This is a genomic window from Salinibacter sp. 10B, assembly GCF_002954405.1.
Lineage (GTDB): Bacteria > Bacteroidota > Rhodothermia > Rhodothermales > Salinibacteraceae > Salinibacter.
On record NZ_MQWC01000004.1, the window covers coordinates 3758665 to 3775456 of the forward strand.

At 60.6% G+C, this 16792-nt stretch carries 14 protein-coding genes; 8 read left to right on the plus strand and 6 right to left on the minus strand.

Going from position 1 to position 16792, the window contains the following annotated elements; genetic code table 11:
- Positions 1-179 precede the first annotated feature (179 nt).
- From ffh to tyrS, 8 genes are all read left to right on the plus strand, one after another.
- The gene (gene ffh, locus BSZ35_RS15255) at positions 180-1565 is read left to right on the plus strand and encodes a signal recognition particle protein (protein WP_105013247.1); all 1386 of its coding nucleotides are present in this window, start codon (positions 180-182) and stop codon (positions 1563-1565) included.
- Between the two features lie 95 nt (positions 1566-1660).
- The gene (gene rpsP, locus BSZ35_RS20235; protein WP_105013248.1) at positions 1661-2215 is read left to right on the plus strand and encodes a 30S ribosomal protein S16; all 555 of its coding nucleotides are present in this window, start codon (positions 1661-1663) and stop codon (positions 2213-2215) included.
- A 32-nt stretch (positions 2216-2247) separates the two neighbouring features.
- Entirely contained in the window at positions 2248-2838 is a 591-nt protein-coding gene (rimM, locus tag BSZ35_RS15265; protein WP_105013249.1) for a ribosome maturation factor RimM, read from the plus strand.
- Between the two features lie 111 nt (positions 2839-2949).
- The gene (gene trmD, locus BSZ35_RS15270; RefSeq protein ID WP_105013250.1) at positions 2950-3636 is read left to right on the plus strand and encodes a tRNA (guanosine(37)-N1)-methyltransferase TrmD; all 687 of its coding nucleotides are present in this window, start codon (positions 2950-2952) and stop codon (positions 3634-3636) included.
- A 61-nt stretch (positions 3637-3697) separates the two neighbouring features.
- A complete protein-coding gene (gene rplS / locus BSZ35_RS15275; RefSeq protein ID WP_105013251.1) occupies positions 3698-4054 on the plus strand; it encodes a 50S ribosomal protein L19 in 357 nt (118 codons plus the stop codon).
- A gap of 56 nt (positions 4055-4110) precedes the next feature.
- Positions 4111-4929 carry an MqnA/MqnD/SBP family protein gene (locus BSZ35_RS15280; RefSeq protein WP_105013252.1) on the plus strand — a complete coding sequence of 273 codons (819 nt, stop codon included), beginning with the start codon at positions 4111-4113 and terminating at the stop codon, positions 4927-4929.
- Between the two features lie 57 nt (positions 4930-4986).
- On the plus strand, positions 4987-5451 hold the full coding sequence (smpB, locus tag BSZ35_RS15285; protein ID WP_105013253.1) for an SsrA-binding protein SmpB: 465 nt from the start codon (positions 4987-4989) through the stop codon (positions 5449-5451).
- A 510-nt stretch (positions 5452-5961) separates the two neighbouring features.
- Positions 5962-7191 carry a tyrosine--tRNA ligase gene (tyrS, locus tag BSZ35_RS15290; RefSeq protein WP_105013254.1) on the plus strand — a complete coding sequence of 410 codons (1230 nt, stop codon included), beginning with the start codon at positions 5962-5964 and terminating at the stop codon, positions 7189-7191.
- A gap of 10 nt (positions 7192-7201) precedes the next feature.
- On the opposite strand, the gene BSZ35_RS15295 is transcribed toward tyrS, so the two are convergent.
- The 6 genes from BSZ35_RS15295 to gcvT all read right to left on the minus strand — a co-directional run bounded on the left by BSZ35_RS15295 (position 7202) and on the right by gcvT (position 16632).
- Complete coding sequence (locus tag BSZ35_RS15295) at positions 7202-9604, minus strand: fibronectin type III domain-containing protein (RefSeq protein ID WP_105013255.1); 2403 nt, start codon at positions 9602-9604, stop codon at positions 7202-7204.
- A gap of 30 nt (positions 9605-9634) precedes the next feature.
- Positions 9635-10147, minus strand: a complete 513-nt coding sequence (purE, locus tag BSZ35_RS15300) for a 5-(carboxyamino)imidazole ribonucleotide mutase (RefSeq protein WP_105013256.1) — start codon at positions 10145-10147, stop codon at positions 9635-9637.
- 47 nt (positions 10148-10194) lie between these two features.
- Positions 10195-11331 (minus strand): 5-(carboxyamino)imidazole ribonucleotide synthase, encoded by a 1137-nt coding sequence (gene purK, locus BSZ35_RS15305; protein ID WP_258096715.1) that lies wholly within the window; start codon positions 11329-11331, stop codon positions 10195-10197.
- Between the two features lie 36 nt (positions 11332-11367).
- Positions 11368-14400, minus strand: coding sequence for a DNA translocase FtsK (locus BSZ35_RS15310; protein WP_105013257.1), 3033 nt, complete (start codon positions 14398-14400; stop codon positions 11368-11370).
- Between the two features lie 159 nt (positions 14401-14559).
- Entirely contained in the window at positions 14560-15297 is a 738-nt protein-coding gene (locus tag BSZ35_RS15315) for a 2-phosphosulfolactate phosphatase (RefSeq protein ID WP_105013258.1), read from the minus strand.
- Between the two features lie 216 nt (positions 15298-15513).
- The gene (gene gcvT / locus BSZ35_RS15320; protein WP_105013259.1) at positions 15514-16632 is read right to left on the minus strand and encodes a glycine cleavage system aminomethyltransferase GcvT; all 1119 of its coding nucleotides are present in this window, start codon (positions 16630-16632) and stop codon (positions 15514-15516) included.
- Positions 16633-16792: the final 160 nt, after the last annotated feature.

Genomic DNA, 16792 nt, shown 5'->3' on the forward strand with positions numbered 1-16792 from the left:
GGAGCAGCGAATTATGGATGAACACCCCCTATCGGCAGGATCGTTTTCGGGTCTCAGTCGCGTATAGGAACCGGATAAGCCGCTTTTTCCCCTAAAAGAAAATGTGAAGGGGGGGCGGTTCTTTTATCCGGAGGGGATAGGCCGTTGGCACTGCACACTGTTGAAGCGATCGTGGATCTATGTTTGAGAACCTGTCCGAAAAACTTGAGGGGGCGCTGCAGTCCGTGACGGGTCAGGGCCGCATCAACGAGGTGAATGTGGCCGAGACGATGCGGGAGATCCGACGTGCGCTTCTGAATGCGGACGTGAACTACCAGGTGGCCAAGGACTTCACGAACAACGTGAAGGAGGCGGCCACCGGAGAGGATGTCCTCAACTCCGTGACCCCGGGACAGCAGCTCACCAAGATCGTCTACGACGAGCTCGCGCGAGTGCTGGGCGGGGAGCACGAGGAGATCGAGATGGCCGAAACGCCGCCAACGGTGATTCTTGTCGCGGGCCTACAGGGGTCCGGCAAGACGACCTTCAGTGCCAAGCTTGCCCGTCACCTGCGCAAGCAGGGACACGCACCGCTACTGGCGGCTTCGGACGTGTACCGCCCCGCCGCCGTGGACCAGCTCAAGAAGCTGGCCGATCAGGTGGGTGTGCCGGTTTATTCCATTGAGGAGGAGGGAGAAATTGTAGAAGATGCGGTTCGTGTCGCCGACGAGGCAGTGGAGGAAGCTCGCGAAACGGCGCGTGACGTAGTGATTATCGACACGGCCGGCCGAATGCACATCGACGAGCAGATGATGCAGGAGGTGGCTGACATCAAGGGCGCCGTCGAACCAAACGAGACGCTCTTCGTCGTGGACAGCATGACGGGGCAGGATGCCGTCAATACGGCAAAGGAATTCAACGAGCAGCTCGACTACGACGGCGTCGTCCTTACGAAGCTGGACGGCGACACGCGCGGGGGGGCTGCCCTCTCCATCCGCACCGTCGTCAATAAGCCGATCAAGTTTGCCTCTACCGGCGAGAAGCTCGACGCGCTTACGCCGTTTTACCCCGACCGTATGGCCCAGCGCATCCTGGGGATGGGGGACGTGGTGTCGTTCGTGGAGCGAGCCCAGGAGGAGTACGACCAGAAGGAGGCTGAGCGGCTTCAGGAAAAGATTCAGTCGGACGACTTTGACCTGCAGGATTTCTACGATCAGCTTCAGCGGATTCAGAACATGGGATCCCTGAAGGATCTGATGGGCATGATTCCAGGCGTTGGCAACAAGATCAGCGATCTGGACATCGACGAGGATGCCTTTAAGCATATTGAAGCCATGATCCAGTCGATGACGCCAGAGGAGCGGTCGCGTCCCGAAATTTTGAACGGCATGCGCCGCCGCCGCATTGCTCGGGGAAGCGGCGTCGAGGTTCGAGACGTGAACCAGCTCATCAGCCAGTTCAATGAGATGAAGAAGATGATGAAGACGATGCAGAAGCTGACGAGTCAGGGGCGGGACGTCAGCATGTCGAACCTCATGGATAAGCTTACTGGGGGCGGGGGCGGGCCCAGCCCGAGTCCTCGGTAGTTTTTGTTTTGCCTTTGTTGGTGTGTCTTCGGGGAACGGAGGCACCCGCTTGTTTTCCCTAGAACGTTTTTTAGAACACTCGACCCTAGACCGACGTGTCCGTCAAACTTCGATTGCGCCGCATAGGGCGCAAAAAAATTCCGGTTTATTCGATCGTTGCCGCCGACTCGCGCAATGCACGAGACGGTCGCTACATCGAGGACATTGGCCGCTACTTTCCGCTTCGAGACCCCGCAGAGGTGCGCCTCGACGAAGAGCGAGCCCTCTATTGGCTCGACAACGGGGCACAGCCCAGCGATACGGTACGGTCAATCCTCTACCGCCGGGGCCTGATGCTGCAGAATCATCTGAAGCAAAAGGGCGAGCCGGCCGACGTAATTGAGGAGAAAGTGTCCGAGTTTCGGGATCGGATGGCCCAGCAGGGCGACGATTTGAAAATGGCCGTGCAGCCGCAGGGTGCCGACGCGCTGGAAAAGGAGCGTGAGCGGGCGGAAGACCTTGACAAAGAGGCTCGTCTTCGGGCCCAGGCCACGCCTCTCTCGGGAGTTGAGGACGAGGCCGAAGAGACAGAGGCCGATGCCGATGAAGCTGACGCCGAGGCCGACGCGGAAGCGGACGTTGATGAGGAGCCGGACGAAGACGAAGAATAGCCCTGTCCGTTTTTGCACCGACCCTCTGTTCGATGCCTTCTTCCTCTGAACCTTCGTCCGACTCGGCTGCGGCGACGCCCGACTACGCCGATGTAGCACCGGAGGCGATGGTACAGATCGGCTTCGTCTTCCGCCCCCACGGGATCGCGGGGGAGCTCAAGATCAATCCCGAACATACCGACGATCCGGCCCGCTACGAGGAGCTGGACACGGTGTATGTCGGAAAGCATCCGCACGCCGTCGTTCAGCACACGATTGCGTCGGTGCGCTACCAGCAGACGAAGCGAGGGACGACGGTGATCCTCGGCCTGGCGGACATTGCGTCGCGCACAGATGCCGAGGCGGTGATGAAGCAGAAGGTATTTGCCCACGAGGAGGACCTGGAGTTGGAAGACGACGAGGTCTTCATTCATGACCTCGTGGGCCTTTCAGTCTTGACCGAAGAGGGAGAAGAGCTGGGAACCGTGGCCAACTACATGGAGATGCCTGCGCAAGACGTGTTTGTCGTCACGCGTTCTGATGGCTCGGAGGCCATGATTCCGGCCGTAGAGGATTTTATCCTTGAGGTTGACTTGGAAGGCGGCCGGCTCGTGGTGCGTCCCATTGAAGGGCTTCTCGATTAGCTCTGCATTTGTTTTCTGTACCCGTACGAATGGCCGGCACTGAGGCAGCACGTCCTCGCTGCGCTCGGTCCTCGGTTGCTCGCATCCCACTTTTGGACGGCCGAATTCGTCATGCGTATCGATGTCATCACAGCCCTGCCCGGTCTCGTCGACGGTCCGCTGCAGCATAGCATCGTGCGGCGGGCGCAGGACAGTGGGGCCGTTGAGATTGCCGTGCACGACCTTCGGGAGCACGCCGTGGGGAAGCACCGGCAGATTGACGACTTTCCCTATGGAGGGGGAGCGGGCATGGTGCTCAAGCCTGAGCCGATTTTTCGGTGCGTCGAAGCAATCGAAGATGAACACGGCGAGCCCGATGAAGTCATTTTTCTGACCCCGGATGGGGAGCAGATCGATCAGCCGATCGTAAACCGGCTGACAATGCATGACCACTTGGTTTTGCTTGCGGGGCATTACAAAGGCATTGACCAGCGGGTGCGTGACGGGCTGGTTACGAGAGAACTTTCGATTGGTGATTTTGTGCTTAGCGGCGGCGAGCTGCCCGCCCTTGTTCTTATTGACGCGGTGGTGCGGCTGCTGCCCGGGGTGCTCGGCGATGCGTCGTCCGCGCTGACCGATTCATTCCAGGACGGATTGCTTGATGCCCCCGTCTACACTCGTCCGGCGGAATACCGGGGCCGCTCGGTGCCCGAGGTGCTGCGCTCCGGCGATCACCAGCGGGTGGAAGAGTGGAGAGACGAAAAGCGTCTCGAAAAGACGCGCGACCGCCGCCCCGACCTATTGCCGGAGTCGTCATAGGCGATCCGGCGTCCCTTTGTTTTTTCGACATTCCTTTTGATCGACAACCCAATTGAGAGCCATGTCTACTGATCTAATGAGCGTCGTCGAGGCCACGCAGTTCCGGGACGACGTCCCCGACTTCGACGTGGGGGACACTGTGAATGTCCATCTGCGCGTGGTAGAAGGCGAAAAAGAGCGGATCCAGAAGTTTGAGGGCATCTGTCTCAACCGGCGCGGGTCCGGGTCCAGCGAAACCTTTACGGTTCGAAAGATGACGGAAGGCACCGGCGTCGAGCGAATTTTCCCGATTCACTCTCCTCGGATTGCCGAGATTGAGGTCACGCGGCGCGGAAAGGTGCGCCGGTCCAACCTCTCGTTCCTTCGGGATCGAGTCGGCAAGTCTGCCCGCGTAAAGGAGCGCGTGCAGGACGAGTAGGAATAGCCATTGGGAGATGATGGCCCGGCACGACCCTGTCATGAATCCAACAGCGTATGGAGCTCGCAACTTGGGATTACCCACCGGCTGAGTTTCTCATTTCCGGGTTTACCTCGGGCGCGGTCGAGAACCCGTTTTCCATCAAGCGCTACCGCCCGGAGGAGTGCGCGGCGCGGTTCGTGGAGGACGATGTGGACGTGGCGCTGCTGCCGACGATGCTTGCCCTCCAGGCAAGTGATGCGATCGACGTGATTCCGAGTGTCGGGCTCGTGTCTTGGGACTACCCGTACGCGAAATTGATATGGAGCGGGGGGCTGCACGACTTTCCCGAAACCATTGCCTACGACCGGCGGGTGGCACAGGAGCGTGTCGTCACTCGCATCATCATGCACGAACATTACGGTGTGGACCCGACGTTTGTCCCGTACGACGATCACTCCCCCAAAGAGCTTCTAGAGGTGGACGAGGACGCGTCGCTGCTGGTGGGGCCCAACGTGCCGTCGTTTCAGACGGAGCCCTTTACGATTGATGTGGGGCAGGAATGGTACGAGCTCACGAACTACCCGATGGTATGGGGGCTTTATGTCACCAAGCGCGATCAGGCGTCGGATGAGATGATTGAGGCGCTGATTGCCTCGGCACGTGCGGCGGAAGAGAACCGCGACGTGTGGGTGCAGGCACAGGAGACCTCTAAGACCCTGAACGCTTTTTACCGGGAAGATCTGCGGACGGGCCTCGACAAATTGGCCATCGCGAGCCTCACGGAGTTTCGGAAGTATCTCTTTTATTACGACGTGACGGAAGACGTCCCAGATCTGCCGTTTGTCTTCCTTGATGACGAGGAGGAGGAAGAAGAGGAGGAGTCCGAGTCGTGAATGCTCAAGGTGTAGGATGCCACGGTCGTCTCTCTCATTGAGCCCACCAGTGCAGTCATGGCAGAAGGGGTTGAGGTTGTTGAGCGCAATAAAAAAGCGCAGTTTGAGTACGACATTGAGGAGACGCTGGAGGCGGGGCTCGTCCTCGAGGGGTCCGAGGTGAAGTCGGTGCGCCAGGGCAAGGTCAGCCTCGACGGGGCGTACTGCCAGGTGGATCGGTACGGCGAGATGAAGATCCACGGGATGTACATCAAGCCGTATGATCAGGCCGGGCCGTTTGGGCACGAGCCGCGCCGTGATCGCAAGCTCCTTATGCACGATGAGGAGATTCAGAAGTGGGGGGATATGGCAGAGAAGAAGCGCTACACCATTGTGCCTCTAGAGCTCTACTTTCGCGATGGCTGGGCGAAGTTGAAAATTGGGCTCGCAAAGGGCCGAAAAAAGCACGACAAGCGCCAAGCCATCAAGGAGCGAGAAGAGAAGCGGCGCATGGAGCAGACGAAGCGGAAGTACAACCTCTAGTGTTGCGTTCGGTAATGGGGGAGGGATGGGTTTGTAGTGGAACTACCGGGCGAACGCAGATGCTCCAAGGCGTAAGATCCACGACGTCACAGGCAGTGAACGTCTCGCCAACCAGGGTTTGAAGCTGCGATTTCGAACCTCCCAACTTCTGGCCTGTCATCTCGATCAAAAAGCTCTCGGATGTCCCTCGTCGAGTACGATTCCTACCGGAGCCGATGATTCCTTGATAGGTGCCTCGACTTGACCCTAGATTGCGCTCGTTCGGAGTACCCCGACGTGGATTTTGAGATCGCTTGAAACGTGACATACGAAGAGTACGAGCACAGGGTATTCTAGAGAAGGGACGATTGGGACTGCTGACTGCAAACGACCGACTGCTGCCGAAAGGGGGCGGAGGCGCGTGGGGAGACGCGGTCCATTGTTTGCCGTCAGGGGAGGTCCCCATGGCCCCTATTCAGACATCCCTTTTGTCAGATTCATTTCTCACCACCAGTCGATCAGCAACCGAACATGGCCTTTCCACCAGTTGACGAGCAGATGGAGGTTCTCCGCCGCGGGGTGGAGGAGCTCATTCCCGAAGATGAGCTCGTCGAGAAAGTCGAACAATCGCGAGAAACCGAGACGCCTCTCACCGTAAAGCTTGGGTGCGATCCGAGCCGCCCGGACTTGCACCTCGGCCACACGGTCGTGCTCCGCAAGCTCCGGCAGTTTCAGGATCTGGGTCACCGGGCCATTCTCATCGTCGGCGATTTTACCGGCATGATCGGCGATCCGTCGGGACGGTCCAAGACGCGGCCGCAGCTTACGCTTGAGGAGACGCGCCAGCACGGACGGACCTATTACGAACAAGCGACGCGCATCCTCGACCCGGAGAAAACGGAGATACTCTACAATTCCGAGTGGCTCGATGAGATGTCGTTCAGCGACGTGATTGAGCTCTCGGCACAGCAGACTGTGGCGCGGATGTTGGAGCGGGAGGACTTTAGCAATCGCTACGAGGCGGGGAAGCCCATTAGCATCCACGAGTTTCTCTATCCCTTGGCACAGGCGCAGGACTCGGTGCACATTGAGGCGGACGTGGAGCTGGGCGGAACCGACCAGCGCTTTAACTTGCTACTGGGGCGCCAAATTCAGGAAGCACAGGGCCAGGACCCGCAGGTGTGCATGATGCTGCCGTTGCTGGAGGGGACCGACGGCACGGAGAAGATGTCCAAGTCTCTCGACAATGCCATCGGCATTACGGAGGCTCCGGAGGACATGTACGGAAAGGTCATGTCCATACCGGACGACCTCATCTACCGATACGTGGAGCTCATTACGGACGTACCGACCGACGAGCTGCCGAAGGTCAAGACGTTTGCCGACGAAAACCCGCGGGCGGCAAAAGCGCAACTCGCCCGTCGCATTGTGGCCATGTACCACAGTGAAGACGAGGCCGATGCCGCGCAAGATCATTTTGAGCAGACCGTTGTAGAGGGAGGCACGCCGGACGAGATGGACGAGCACGCCCCGGATGCCGAGGCGGGGGAGGAGGTTGGACTCCTGAATTTGATGCGGAACGCCGGGCTTACAGAGTCAAACAGCGAGGGGCGGCGCCTCATCGAGCAGGGGGCTGTTTCCATCGACGACGAGACGGTGGAAGACACCGGACTGTACGTGGACGTGTCCGAGCGGGCACCGTTCGTTCTGAAGGTGGGCAAGCGCCGGTACGCCCGCATCGTGTGGAATGGGGCCCGCTAAAGGGGCGTCCCTAGTGGACCACCATAATTTTTCGGGTTTCCGTGAAGGTTTCTCCAACGAAGCGGAGGAAGTAGGGGCCGGTCGAGAGGGAGATTGTGTCGTAGCGGAGGGTATTCTCAAAGCCCTCCCGGACCCGGTCTTCGAACAGCACCCCTACTTGGCGTCCCAAGAGGTCGTAGAGTTCCACTCGCAGGGACTGGGTCTTGGTGACGACGAACTGGGTCTCGGCGGAAGATTGCTCCGAGATGAGGCCGCCCTCGGTGATCCTGACGGTTTTCGTCAGGACAGCTGTGTCCTCGGGGGTTGCGATCGGGGTGGTGTTGCCTGCGTTGTCGGTTGCGACAAGGGCGAAGTGGTAGGTTTTTTCTTCCTCAAGACCGTCGGGACGACCCACGGTGATCGATTCTTGCTGAGGCGGAGGGACGGGTTGCAACGAGGGGGAAATCACCGTTGCGTTCTTGAAGTCCTCCTCGGTTTTGATGGGCGTATTTGCGTAGCGTAGGTCGTAGGTCTCGGCTGTGCCCCTTCGTCCATCGTCGCCGGTGGCCTCCCATTCCAGGGTGACAGCCACTGTCGACGTGTTGACTTGACGAATGTGGAAACGCGAAATCGGGGCTGGAGGAATCTTATCGATGAGGCGGGTCCCCTTCGGGGTGGTTCCGATTGACGATTGATTGCGGCCGTCGTCTATCGCCCGAATTGCATAATAGTACGTGCTGTCGGGAGTCAGGCCGGACACCGTGGCAGTCTGAGTCGTGTTGGCGGGTTTGGGATTGGGGACGGAAGAGGCTGCCTCTGCTTCGGCAAAGTCGGTGGTGGACTCGATGGGGGTCGTGTCGTATCGCAGCTTGTAGGAGACAGCAGTTCCCTGGTCGCCGTCGTCGCCTGGGGCGGTCCATTGAAGCGTCATCGACGTCGTGTCCTGGTCGATCACGGTGAGGTCATCAATCTTGGCCGGTGGGGTGTTATCGTCGTTATCCAGCAGCGGGATGCCGTCGAGAGTTTCGACTCCCGAGTCGAGGGGATCGAGAACGTCCGCAATCGTTCGGTCCTGGTAGTCGCCGTTTTCAAAGCCAGCAGCGAGATGTCCGTACCAGTCGGGTTCGTCGTTGTCTTCGGCAGTTCCGTTGACGCAGCCCGCTAGTCCCCCGGAGAGGACCCCCACAATCCGCTGGTTCTCATTAAAGAGCGGGGAGCCGGAGGAGCCGGGCTCCGTCGTTCCAAGGTCCCAGGCGCCGATTCGGAGGTGCGTATCCCCACTACTGGGCTCACCGTACCCGGTTACGCGCGCAGGGTCGTTGTCGAAGCTGATGCGTTTTCCGTGCCCCTGCGGGTGGTGAATTGTGACGCTTTCTGAGGGGGGCGTGTCGATACGACTCCAGCCGCTCAGAAAAAGATTGTAGTCGGTGGGAATGTCGTCGTCCACCTCGACGAGTGAGAGATCGGGCCGACCCGCAATGCTGTTCGTTCGGTGAACATTTCCGTAGCGGGCACGGAGCACGGCCCCGGTTGAGGTTTGACCCCAGTTCTGAGGTTCTAGGGAGTCGGGTTGAGTGCCGTTTTCCGGAGTGCCGGGGGTGCGGCAGGTAGAGGTTTGTACATTCCAGTAGAACACCATACTGGCGGCATCTTGGGCGTTGGACACGCAATGCTCCGCCGTCAGGAAGAGGGGGCGTCCATCCTCGGCTGTGTTGTTGATGAGGGCCCCCGTGCAAACGAGGGCGGACTCGCCTTCGGAAAAGGTATACCCCCCGACCGACCGCACTTCCGACTGCCATGGATCGGCCTCCTCGCAGGCCACGTCGAGGTTGCAGGTCCCGGATTTGGTTCCCGGCGTACGAGCCGAATGAAGTGAGCGATAGCCGTGGATGACGTCCGCTACCCGAAGCGTAACGGCCGAGCGACGATTGGCAGGCACTTCGAGTTCAAGGGTAATCTCAGCGTCGGGGACGAGCGGGGTCCAAAGCTGGCCGTTGGTCGCGTCGTCGTTTGTGTAGGGGCCGTGGACGAGCGTGCCCTCCGGTCCGTAGAGGTAGAGTTGGGCGCCTTCGGGTAGTTGAAAAGGCTTGAGACCGACACTCATCGACACTGCATCCTGCGACTGGAGCCGAATACGCCAGAGCCAGTTCCCGGATGGAAGCTGTTCCCACGTGCCGTCTCGGGTCGGCGAAACGGTGGTGTTGAGCACCGTACCGTACCGGGCAGGGCCAATCCGGTCGGCCCGACGAGCATCTTCAGCTCGTAGTGCGGCTTCATCCACCGACGGAAGGGACTCAACGGGAAGCGCCGATTGCGTTTGGAGGGCGGAGGCATGCTGCCGAGAGGGGAGAGGGGGCCCCTGCTGGGCCGAGGCGGCACCGGCGGACCAGATGAGCAGCAAAACCAACAGGGAGGAAAGAGAGCGAAAAGACATGTAGTCGAAGGGCCGGGATGAGAAAAGAAACTACTCGGGACTCGACTGCTCCTGCACACGTTCGTCCATCTCCGCCACCTTGTCGGTCAGGTCGTCTTTGTAGTCGAGCATCTTCTGCCGGAGTTCCGCGTCGCCGGTGCCCAGAATCTGGAGGGCAAGGAGGGCGGCGTTGTCGGCGGCATTGATGGCGACCGAGCCCACGGGCACGCCGCCCGGCATCTGAACGATGGAAAGCAGCGAGTCAACGCCATTGAGCTTGCTCGTCTTCACGGGCACGCCGATGACGGGGAGAGGGGTACTTGCAGCAATCATGCCGGGCAGGTGGGCGGCGCCGCCAGCCCCTGCGATGATGACTTCGACGCCACGCTCGTGGGCGGTTTCGGCGTACTCTTTCATCACGCCCGGCGTGCGGTGGGCGGAAAGAACGCGCATCTCGTAGGAGACGTCGAAGTCGTCGAGTACGTCGGCGGCGGTCTCCATCACGGGAAGGTCGGAGTCGCTGCCCATGGCAATGCCAATGGGAGGAGCAGAAGCGTCAGACATAGAGCACCAACAGGGTTTGGAAAAAAGACGAGTCGGGGGAATGAGGGTTACAGGTGGATGGCGTCGGCGGCGCGTTCAGCACGGGCGCGCACATCCTCTCGGTCGGAGCCGAGTGCCGTCACGTGACCCATCTTGCGGCCGGGACGCACATCGGGCTTGCCGTAAATATGTGGGCTTACTCCCTCGACGGCAAGCGCGTCGGGAAGGGTATCGGCCTGGGCAGGGGTGTTCTCTCGTTCGCCGAGTACATTCACCATGACAGCGGTCGGGGTGCGCAACGCCGTACTGCCCAGCGGCCAGTCGAGGATGGCCCGCACGTGATTTTCGAACTGCGACGTGTAGCAACCTTCAATCGAGTAATGGCCCGTATTGTGGGGACGCGGGGCCAGCTCGTTGACGAGTACGCGGCCGTCCGGCATCTCGAATAACTCCACCGCTACGAGGCCCACGCCATTCACGGCGTCGACGGAGCGCTGGGCAATCGCGCGGGCCTTCTCGGCCACGGCCTCATCCACCGCTGCCGGCACCTCGACGGCGTGGCACCGGTGGTTTTTCTGCTCGGTGTAGGCGACCGGGTAGACGACCTGTTCTCCTCCAGGTCGACGCGCCACCTGCACGGCCAACTCTCGCGTAAACTCCGCAAAGACTTCGACCATGAGACCATCGTCCGCGGCCAGGTCGGGCCACGCCTCGCGCAGCTCATCTTTTGAGTGGACCGTGGCATTGCCGTAGCCGTCATACGCACCGCGGTACTGTTTGAGTACGACCGGATAGCCAAAGTCGTCGGCCACACGGATCGCTTCTTCCACCGTTTCGCAGCACTCAAACGCCGGCACCGGACAGTCGGCGTCGGCGAGATGCTGCTTTTGTACCCCCTTATCTTTAATCACGTCCAGGGTGTTTGGGGAGGGCCAGACGTCCGTGTCGGACGAAAGGGCGGCGGCCGCCTCCGCCGCGGGGGCCCATTCGCTCTCGACCGTAATCACGTCGCAGTCGGCGCCAAAGTTGCGGAGCACGTCGGGATCGGTCCAATCCCCGGATTCGGCCCCGGCGTAAAACTGCATGGGCCCTGCATCTTTGGGAGAGAGCAGGCGGACATTTACGCTCATCCGAACGGCTTCGGCCGCCATCATTTTGCCGAGCTGGCCGCCGCCGAGAATACCAATGGTGGGAAATGATGCCACAGGGAGTACAAAAAGTCGGAGTAAAGAAGATCACGATTATGCGTCGGCTTCGACGTCCTCCCCCTGAAGGAGACGGTCGAGTTCCTCCTCACTGTCCACGAGCACATCGCGTGCTTTTGTGCCGTTGTGGGGTCCCACAATGCCGGCTTCTTCCAACTGGTCGACAATCCGGGCTGCCCGCGTATACCCAACAGCCAGTTTGCGCTGCAGGAGGGACACGGAGCCTTGCTGGCGGCGCACCGTCACCCGGGCAGCTTCTTCGAAATGTTCGTCGGTATCCTCAACCCCGAGCGTCTCGTCCGGACCGTGTCCGGCGTCCAAGAGGGACGGGAGCTCATAGGGGGTGACGCCGGGCTGCTGCGAGACGAAGTCGACCACGTCTTCCACCTCCTCCACGCTTACGAACGGCCCTTGTAGGCGTCGCATGTCGCTGCCGCTGAGGAAGAGCATATCGCCGTTGCCCACGAGTCCCTCGGCGCCGCCCTGGTCCAGGATGGTGCGGGAGTCGGCCATCGAGGCCACTTCGTAGGCAATACGGGAAGGAAAGTTGGCCTTGATGACGCCCGTGATCACGTCGACCGACGGGCGCTGTGTCGCCAAGATGAGATGGATGCCGACCGCTCGGGCCATCTGGGCAAGGCGGGAAATGGGGCCTTCAATGTCGTCGCCCACCGCCATCATGAGGTCGGCGAGTTCATCGACCACCACCACGATGTACGGCATGTGCCGGTGGCCATCCTCCGGCGACAGCTCGCCGGCCTTAAATTTCTCGTTGTATCCCTCAATGCCCCGCACGCTTGCCTCGGAGAGGAGGTCGTAGCGCTCTTCCATTTCTTTTTCTACGCTTTTGAGGACCCCAGAAGCCTCCTCGATGTCCGTTATGACCGTCTGATCAACGTCCTGGGGCTGGGCAACGAACTGGGTGTCGAGGGCGGTGTACTGCTGCAGCTCGATCTTCTTCGGATCGATGATCACGAACCGAAGATTCATTGGGTGACAGGCGTAGATGAGGCCGGTGATGAGGGAGTTGAGACCCACCGACTTTCCGGAACCCGTAGCTCCGGCAATGAGGAGGTGCGGCATTTTGGTAAGGTCAGCAAGAAAGACCTCGCCCTCGATCGTCTTCCCCATCGCAATGGGAAGGGTCATGTCCGTGTCGCGGAACTTGGCAGTGCCCAGCACCTCACGCAGCCGCACGAGTTCGCGACTGCTGTTGGGGATCTCGACGCCGACAGCCGACTTGCCGGGAATCGGGGCCATCATCCGGACGCTCGGGGCAGCGAGCGCCATCGCAAGGTCATCTTCGAGCGATTTGATCCGGCTTACCTTCACGCCCGGGGCCGGGGTCAGTTCGTAGCGCGTAACGGTAGGGCCCACCACCGCGCTAATGTCGTCAACCTCTACGTTGTAAGTGTCAAGCTTGTCGAGGAGGATGCGCTTATTTTTCTCGAGCTCCTCGCGGTTGACGGTGGGGTCGGTATCCGATGGTTCTTCGAGCAAATCGAGCGCGGGAGACTCGTACTCCACCTGCTCCGGGGTTTCGGCCGCGCGTTCAATTTCGTCGGCCTTTTCCTCCTCCACCCGCTCTTTGACGGTAAGCTCTACATCGTCGGCGTCGGACGGGGCCGCCGTCGACTCATCCGAATCTGTTTGGGAGGTGTCGTCGGAAGGCTCGTCAGTAGAGGCGTCCGCCGACGGAGTTGGTTCGGCGGTGGGCGACGAGGACTCCGGAGTTGTTGTCTCGTCTTCGGAAGAGGCGCTCGCGCTGGCCTCTGAGGGAGCGGTCTGCGTCTGTGCCGAGGCGTCCGCTGTATCCTCCTTCCCAGAGGAGTGGGAGGACTCGAAAGCAGATGATTCCTCGGCATTGGCGTGTGGGTCCGATTCTTCCGACTCCTCGAACTCTTCCGACTCGGAGACCTCCTCTAGGGCCTCCCCAAACTCTTCTTCCAACTCTTCGAGGTCGAGCTCGTCGGACGGTTCCTGCTCGTCTTGCTCTGCCGATGCATCGCGGTTGCGCAGGCGTCCACGGAAGAGATCATTGCGCCGTAGCGGGCGCCCGTCGCCCACGCTGTCGGGCACCTGGATCGTGATTGGGCGGGGAGGAGACGACGTGTTTGGGGGGGACTCTTCGTCTGGAGACGTCGTGTCCGATTCGGTGTCCGCCTCGGCGTGGGGCGTGTCGGCGTCTGCGGGGGCGTCGGAAGCGGACGATTGTTGTTGGGAGGTTGACGACTCAGCGGAGGACGAGGCAGTGTCTGTTCGCTCGGTCTGTGCGGAGGGTGAGGCCTCTGACGCTTCCGTCTCCTCTTCGGAATGAGATGCCTGTTCCGATTGCGTGGAGCGGGAAGAGGACTCCGTGTCGTGCGAACGGGCGTCGTCGCGATCGTCCGTTTCGCGAGCGCGTTTTTTGCGGGCCCGTCGTTCGCGCCAGGCCGCAACCCAGGATTGAATCTTGTTTTCAATCTGGCGGATCGTGTCGATGACCCGATCGATGGAGCGTTGGATGTCGTGGTCCACCACCAACAGCAGCATAATCGCCACGACCAGCAGCAGGAGAATGAACGAGCCGGGCGGGCCGAAGACGCCCTGCATCCAGCCGGCCATGCCCATGCCCACGGCGCCGGCCCAGCGCACGAGGTTGACCTGGAGGGCATGAGCAAACCACCCAATAAAGCCGGCGATGACGAATGCCGACAGAAGCGCGAGGCCGGTTGGGTACAAGAGTGGTTGCAGCGTCCAGTGGCGAAAGATGGCATAGCCCCACACCATCAGGGCGAGGCTGAAGATGAGAATGCTGTATCCCAGAAAGCCGGGAACGAGCGAGCGTGCCAACTCGGCTCCTAGCAGGCCGAGGGCGTTCTGGACGGGAGGGTACTCACTGGGGTTGAGTAGTGCCTCGACCAAGGGGGCCGACTTCGCTACGGCGTCGTCGGCCGGGGCGTAGCTGAGAAAGGCCAACGAGAGGAGAAGGGCCAGCACCATGAGCACCAGTCCCAGCACTTCCCACTTCCGCCTCGGGGGAATTACAGGCGATGTGCTCGTTGCAGTTGAGGAGCTGGAAGAGGCCATATGAGAATCCGGGCGGCACGAGAGCGGACCCGGTCGGGCCTCGCCGGATCCAGGACGACGAATATGTGCACCCTATGTTACGGGTGCATCGGTGCAAAATGGTTCGTGTACAACAAAAGTGTAATGCAGGGGCGTCCGCTGTGCTCCGTCATTGAGGGCTCAAGACGCTGATGCTTGCTCGTAGCGAACGAGTCGATTTTCTGTATAGTAGGGGAGGATTGGCAGGGGATCAATCCGGAAGCAGTAGTCCAGGTCGTCCCCAAACCCCTTCTGTATGAGCCATTCCGCGTGATTGGCCCTTCGGAGGGCCGACGATAGGTGGTCGCGGTCGGTGTGGTAGAGCGTGTAGGCCGTGTGGGCTGAGTCCGTCACTACGTCTGGCTCGTCATCCTCCCAGAGGCGGTCGAGGAGCAAACCGGCACAAAGCGTATCTTCGAGCGCCAGCCGGTTCTGCTGACCCGCGCAGACGATGGTGACCTCGTCGTCGACGGCCCGAACGAAGTCCACCACGCGACCGGCATTCAAAAAGCAGGCTGCGACCAGATGTTTAGCTGATTTGGCTCGGGAAAGGGCTTGTGTGCCGTTCGTGGTGTTGAGGATGACGTCACGGTTCTCGACCTCGTTCTCCGTGTAGTCCGGGGGGGAGTTGCCCAAGTGATATCCGTCAATCTTTTCGCCGTCGCGCTCCCCTCCGAGGCGGTACACGTCGGGATCCAAATTGCTTGCAATCTTGCCGGCCTCGGCCATGTCCTGCACGGGCATCACTGCACGGGCGCCATTGTGGAGCGCTGTGGTAATCGTGGAGCAGGCCCGGAGGACATCGATGACCACAACCGTCCGGTTGCGGACGTCGTCCTCGGAAACGCTGGAGTATGTGAGAAAGACTTCGGCGTCCATTTCGGAAAGGCTCGTTCGTAGGGCAACCAAAAAGAGAAGGACAACGCGACAGGCTGAACGGACTGAGGGAAGGGGAAGGCCCTCCACGGTCCTGGAGAACAGTAGGCGGGAACAGCGGCGTCCCGAGGACGACCAAAGTCAGAGTCAAGGGACGCGTCTTTCAGCCAAGTGTTCGTTGAAAGCCCTCACGACGGTCGAGGAACAGTCCTTCTGTTGCTAGTCGTCTTTGTGAAGCGGTGGTTCCTTGACCGTTGCCGTGAAGGTGCGTCGTCGACTGGCAATTTGGAGAGACTGCCCAGGCTCAGTATAGGCGGGCGTATTGGGCACGTAGCCCAGGCCGATCCCTGCCTCGAGTACGGGCGACTGTGTGCCGCTGGTTACAGCCCCAATAGTTTCCCCGTCGGCCGACTGAATCACATGGTCGTGGCGGGGAATCCCACGCTCGGTGGCCACAAAGCCCACGAGCTGGCGGGACGGGCCTTCGTCGTGGATGGATTGAAGAGCCTCCCGTCCGATAAAGTCGCCTTTCTCGAGCTTCACGAGCCAGCCCAATCCCGCTTCGTAGGGATTGGTCTGCTCGGTGATGTCGTTACCGTGAAGGCAGAGCCCTGCTTCGAGGCGGAGCGTATCGCGTGCCCCAAGGCCTGCCGGTTTCAGGCCGGCGTCCTCTCCGGCGTCCAGGAGCGTATTCCAGACACGCGGCGCCTCGTCGGCCGGCACGTAAAGCTCTAGTCCCACTTCGCCTGTGTAGCCCGTACGAGAGATGATAATGTTGTCGCAGCCCAGTACGCCGCTCTCATCCCAAAAGTGGTAAAACTTCAGGTCGTCCAGGTCCCGGTCGAGAAACGGCTGGGCAATCTCCAGCGAGCGAGGGCCTTGGAGGGCCAGTAGGGCAGTCTCGTCGGAGATGTCATTGAGGGACGCCCCGTCCGTGTTGTGTTCGTGGATCCACTCCAGGTCTCGCTCCACGTTGGCGGCGTTCAGAACGAGCATGTAGCGCTCTTCCGCTCGACGGTAGACGATAAGATCGTCGATGATGCCGCCTTCGGGCGTGCACATGACGGTATACATGGCCCGGCCGTCGTACAGGTTGCTCGCGTCGTTCGTCACGAGCCGCTGAATGAGGGGCAAGGCCTGGGGGCCTGAGACGAGCAACTCGCCCATGTGACTTACGTCGAAGAGCCCGGCCTTCTCCCGAACGGCCATGTGCTCTTCGATAATGCTACTGTACTGCACCGGCATATCGAAGCCCCCAAATCCCATCATGCGGGCGTCGAGGTCTTCGTGTACGGCGTGCAGAGGAGTGGTCTTGAGCGCGTCGGAAGCGTCGGCCATGAGTACGCGTGGGGGACGACGAAGAGAAGACAATGCTACGGATACAGACTCTCAGCATCCATCCCTCAATAATAGGCCACGACCGGGGTGCAAATCAACGAACACGCCGTGATTCTTGGGGCAATCACGATCAGGCCAGATTCCTCTGGGGCCGGCTCCC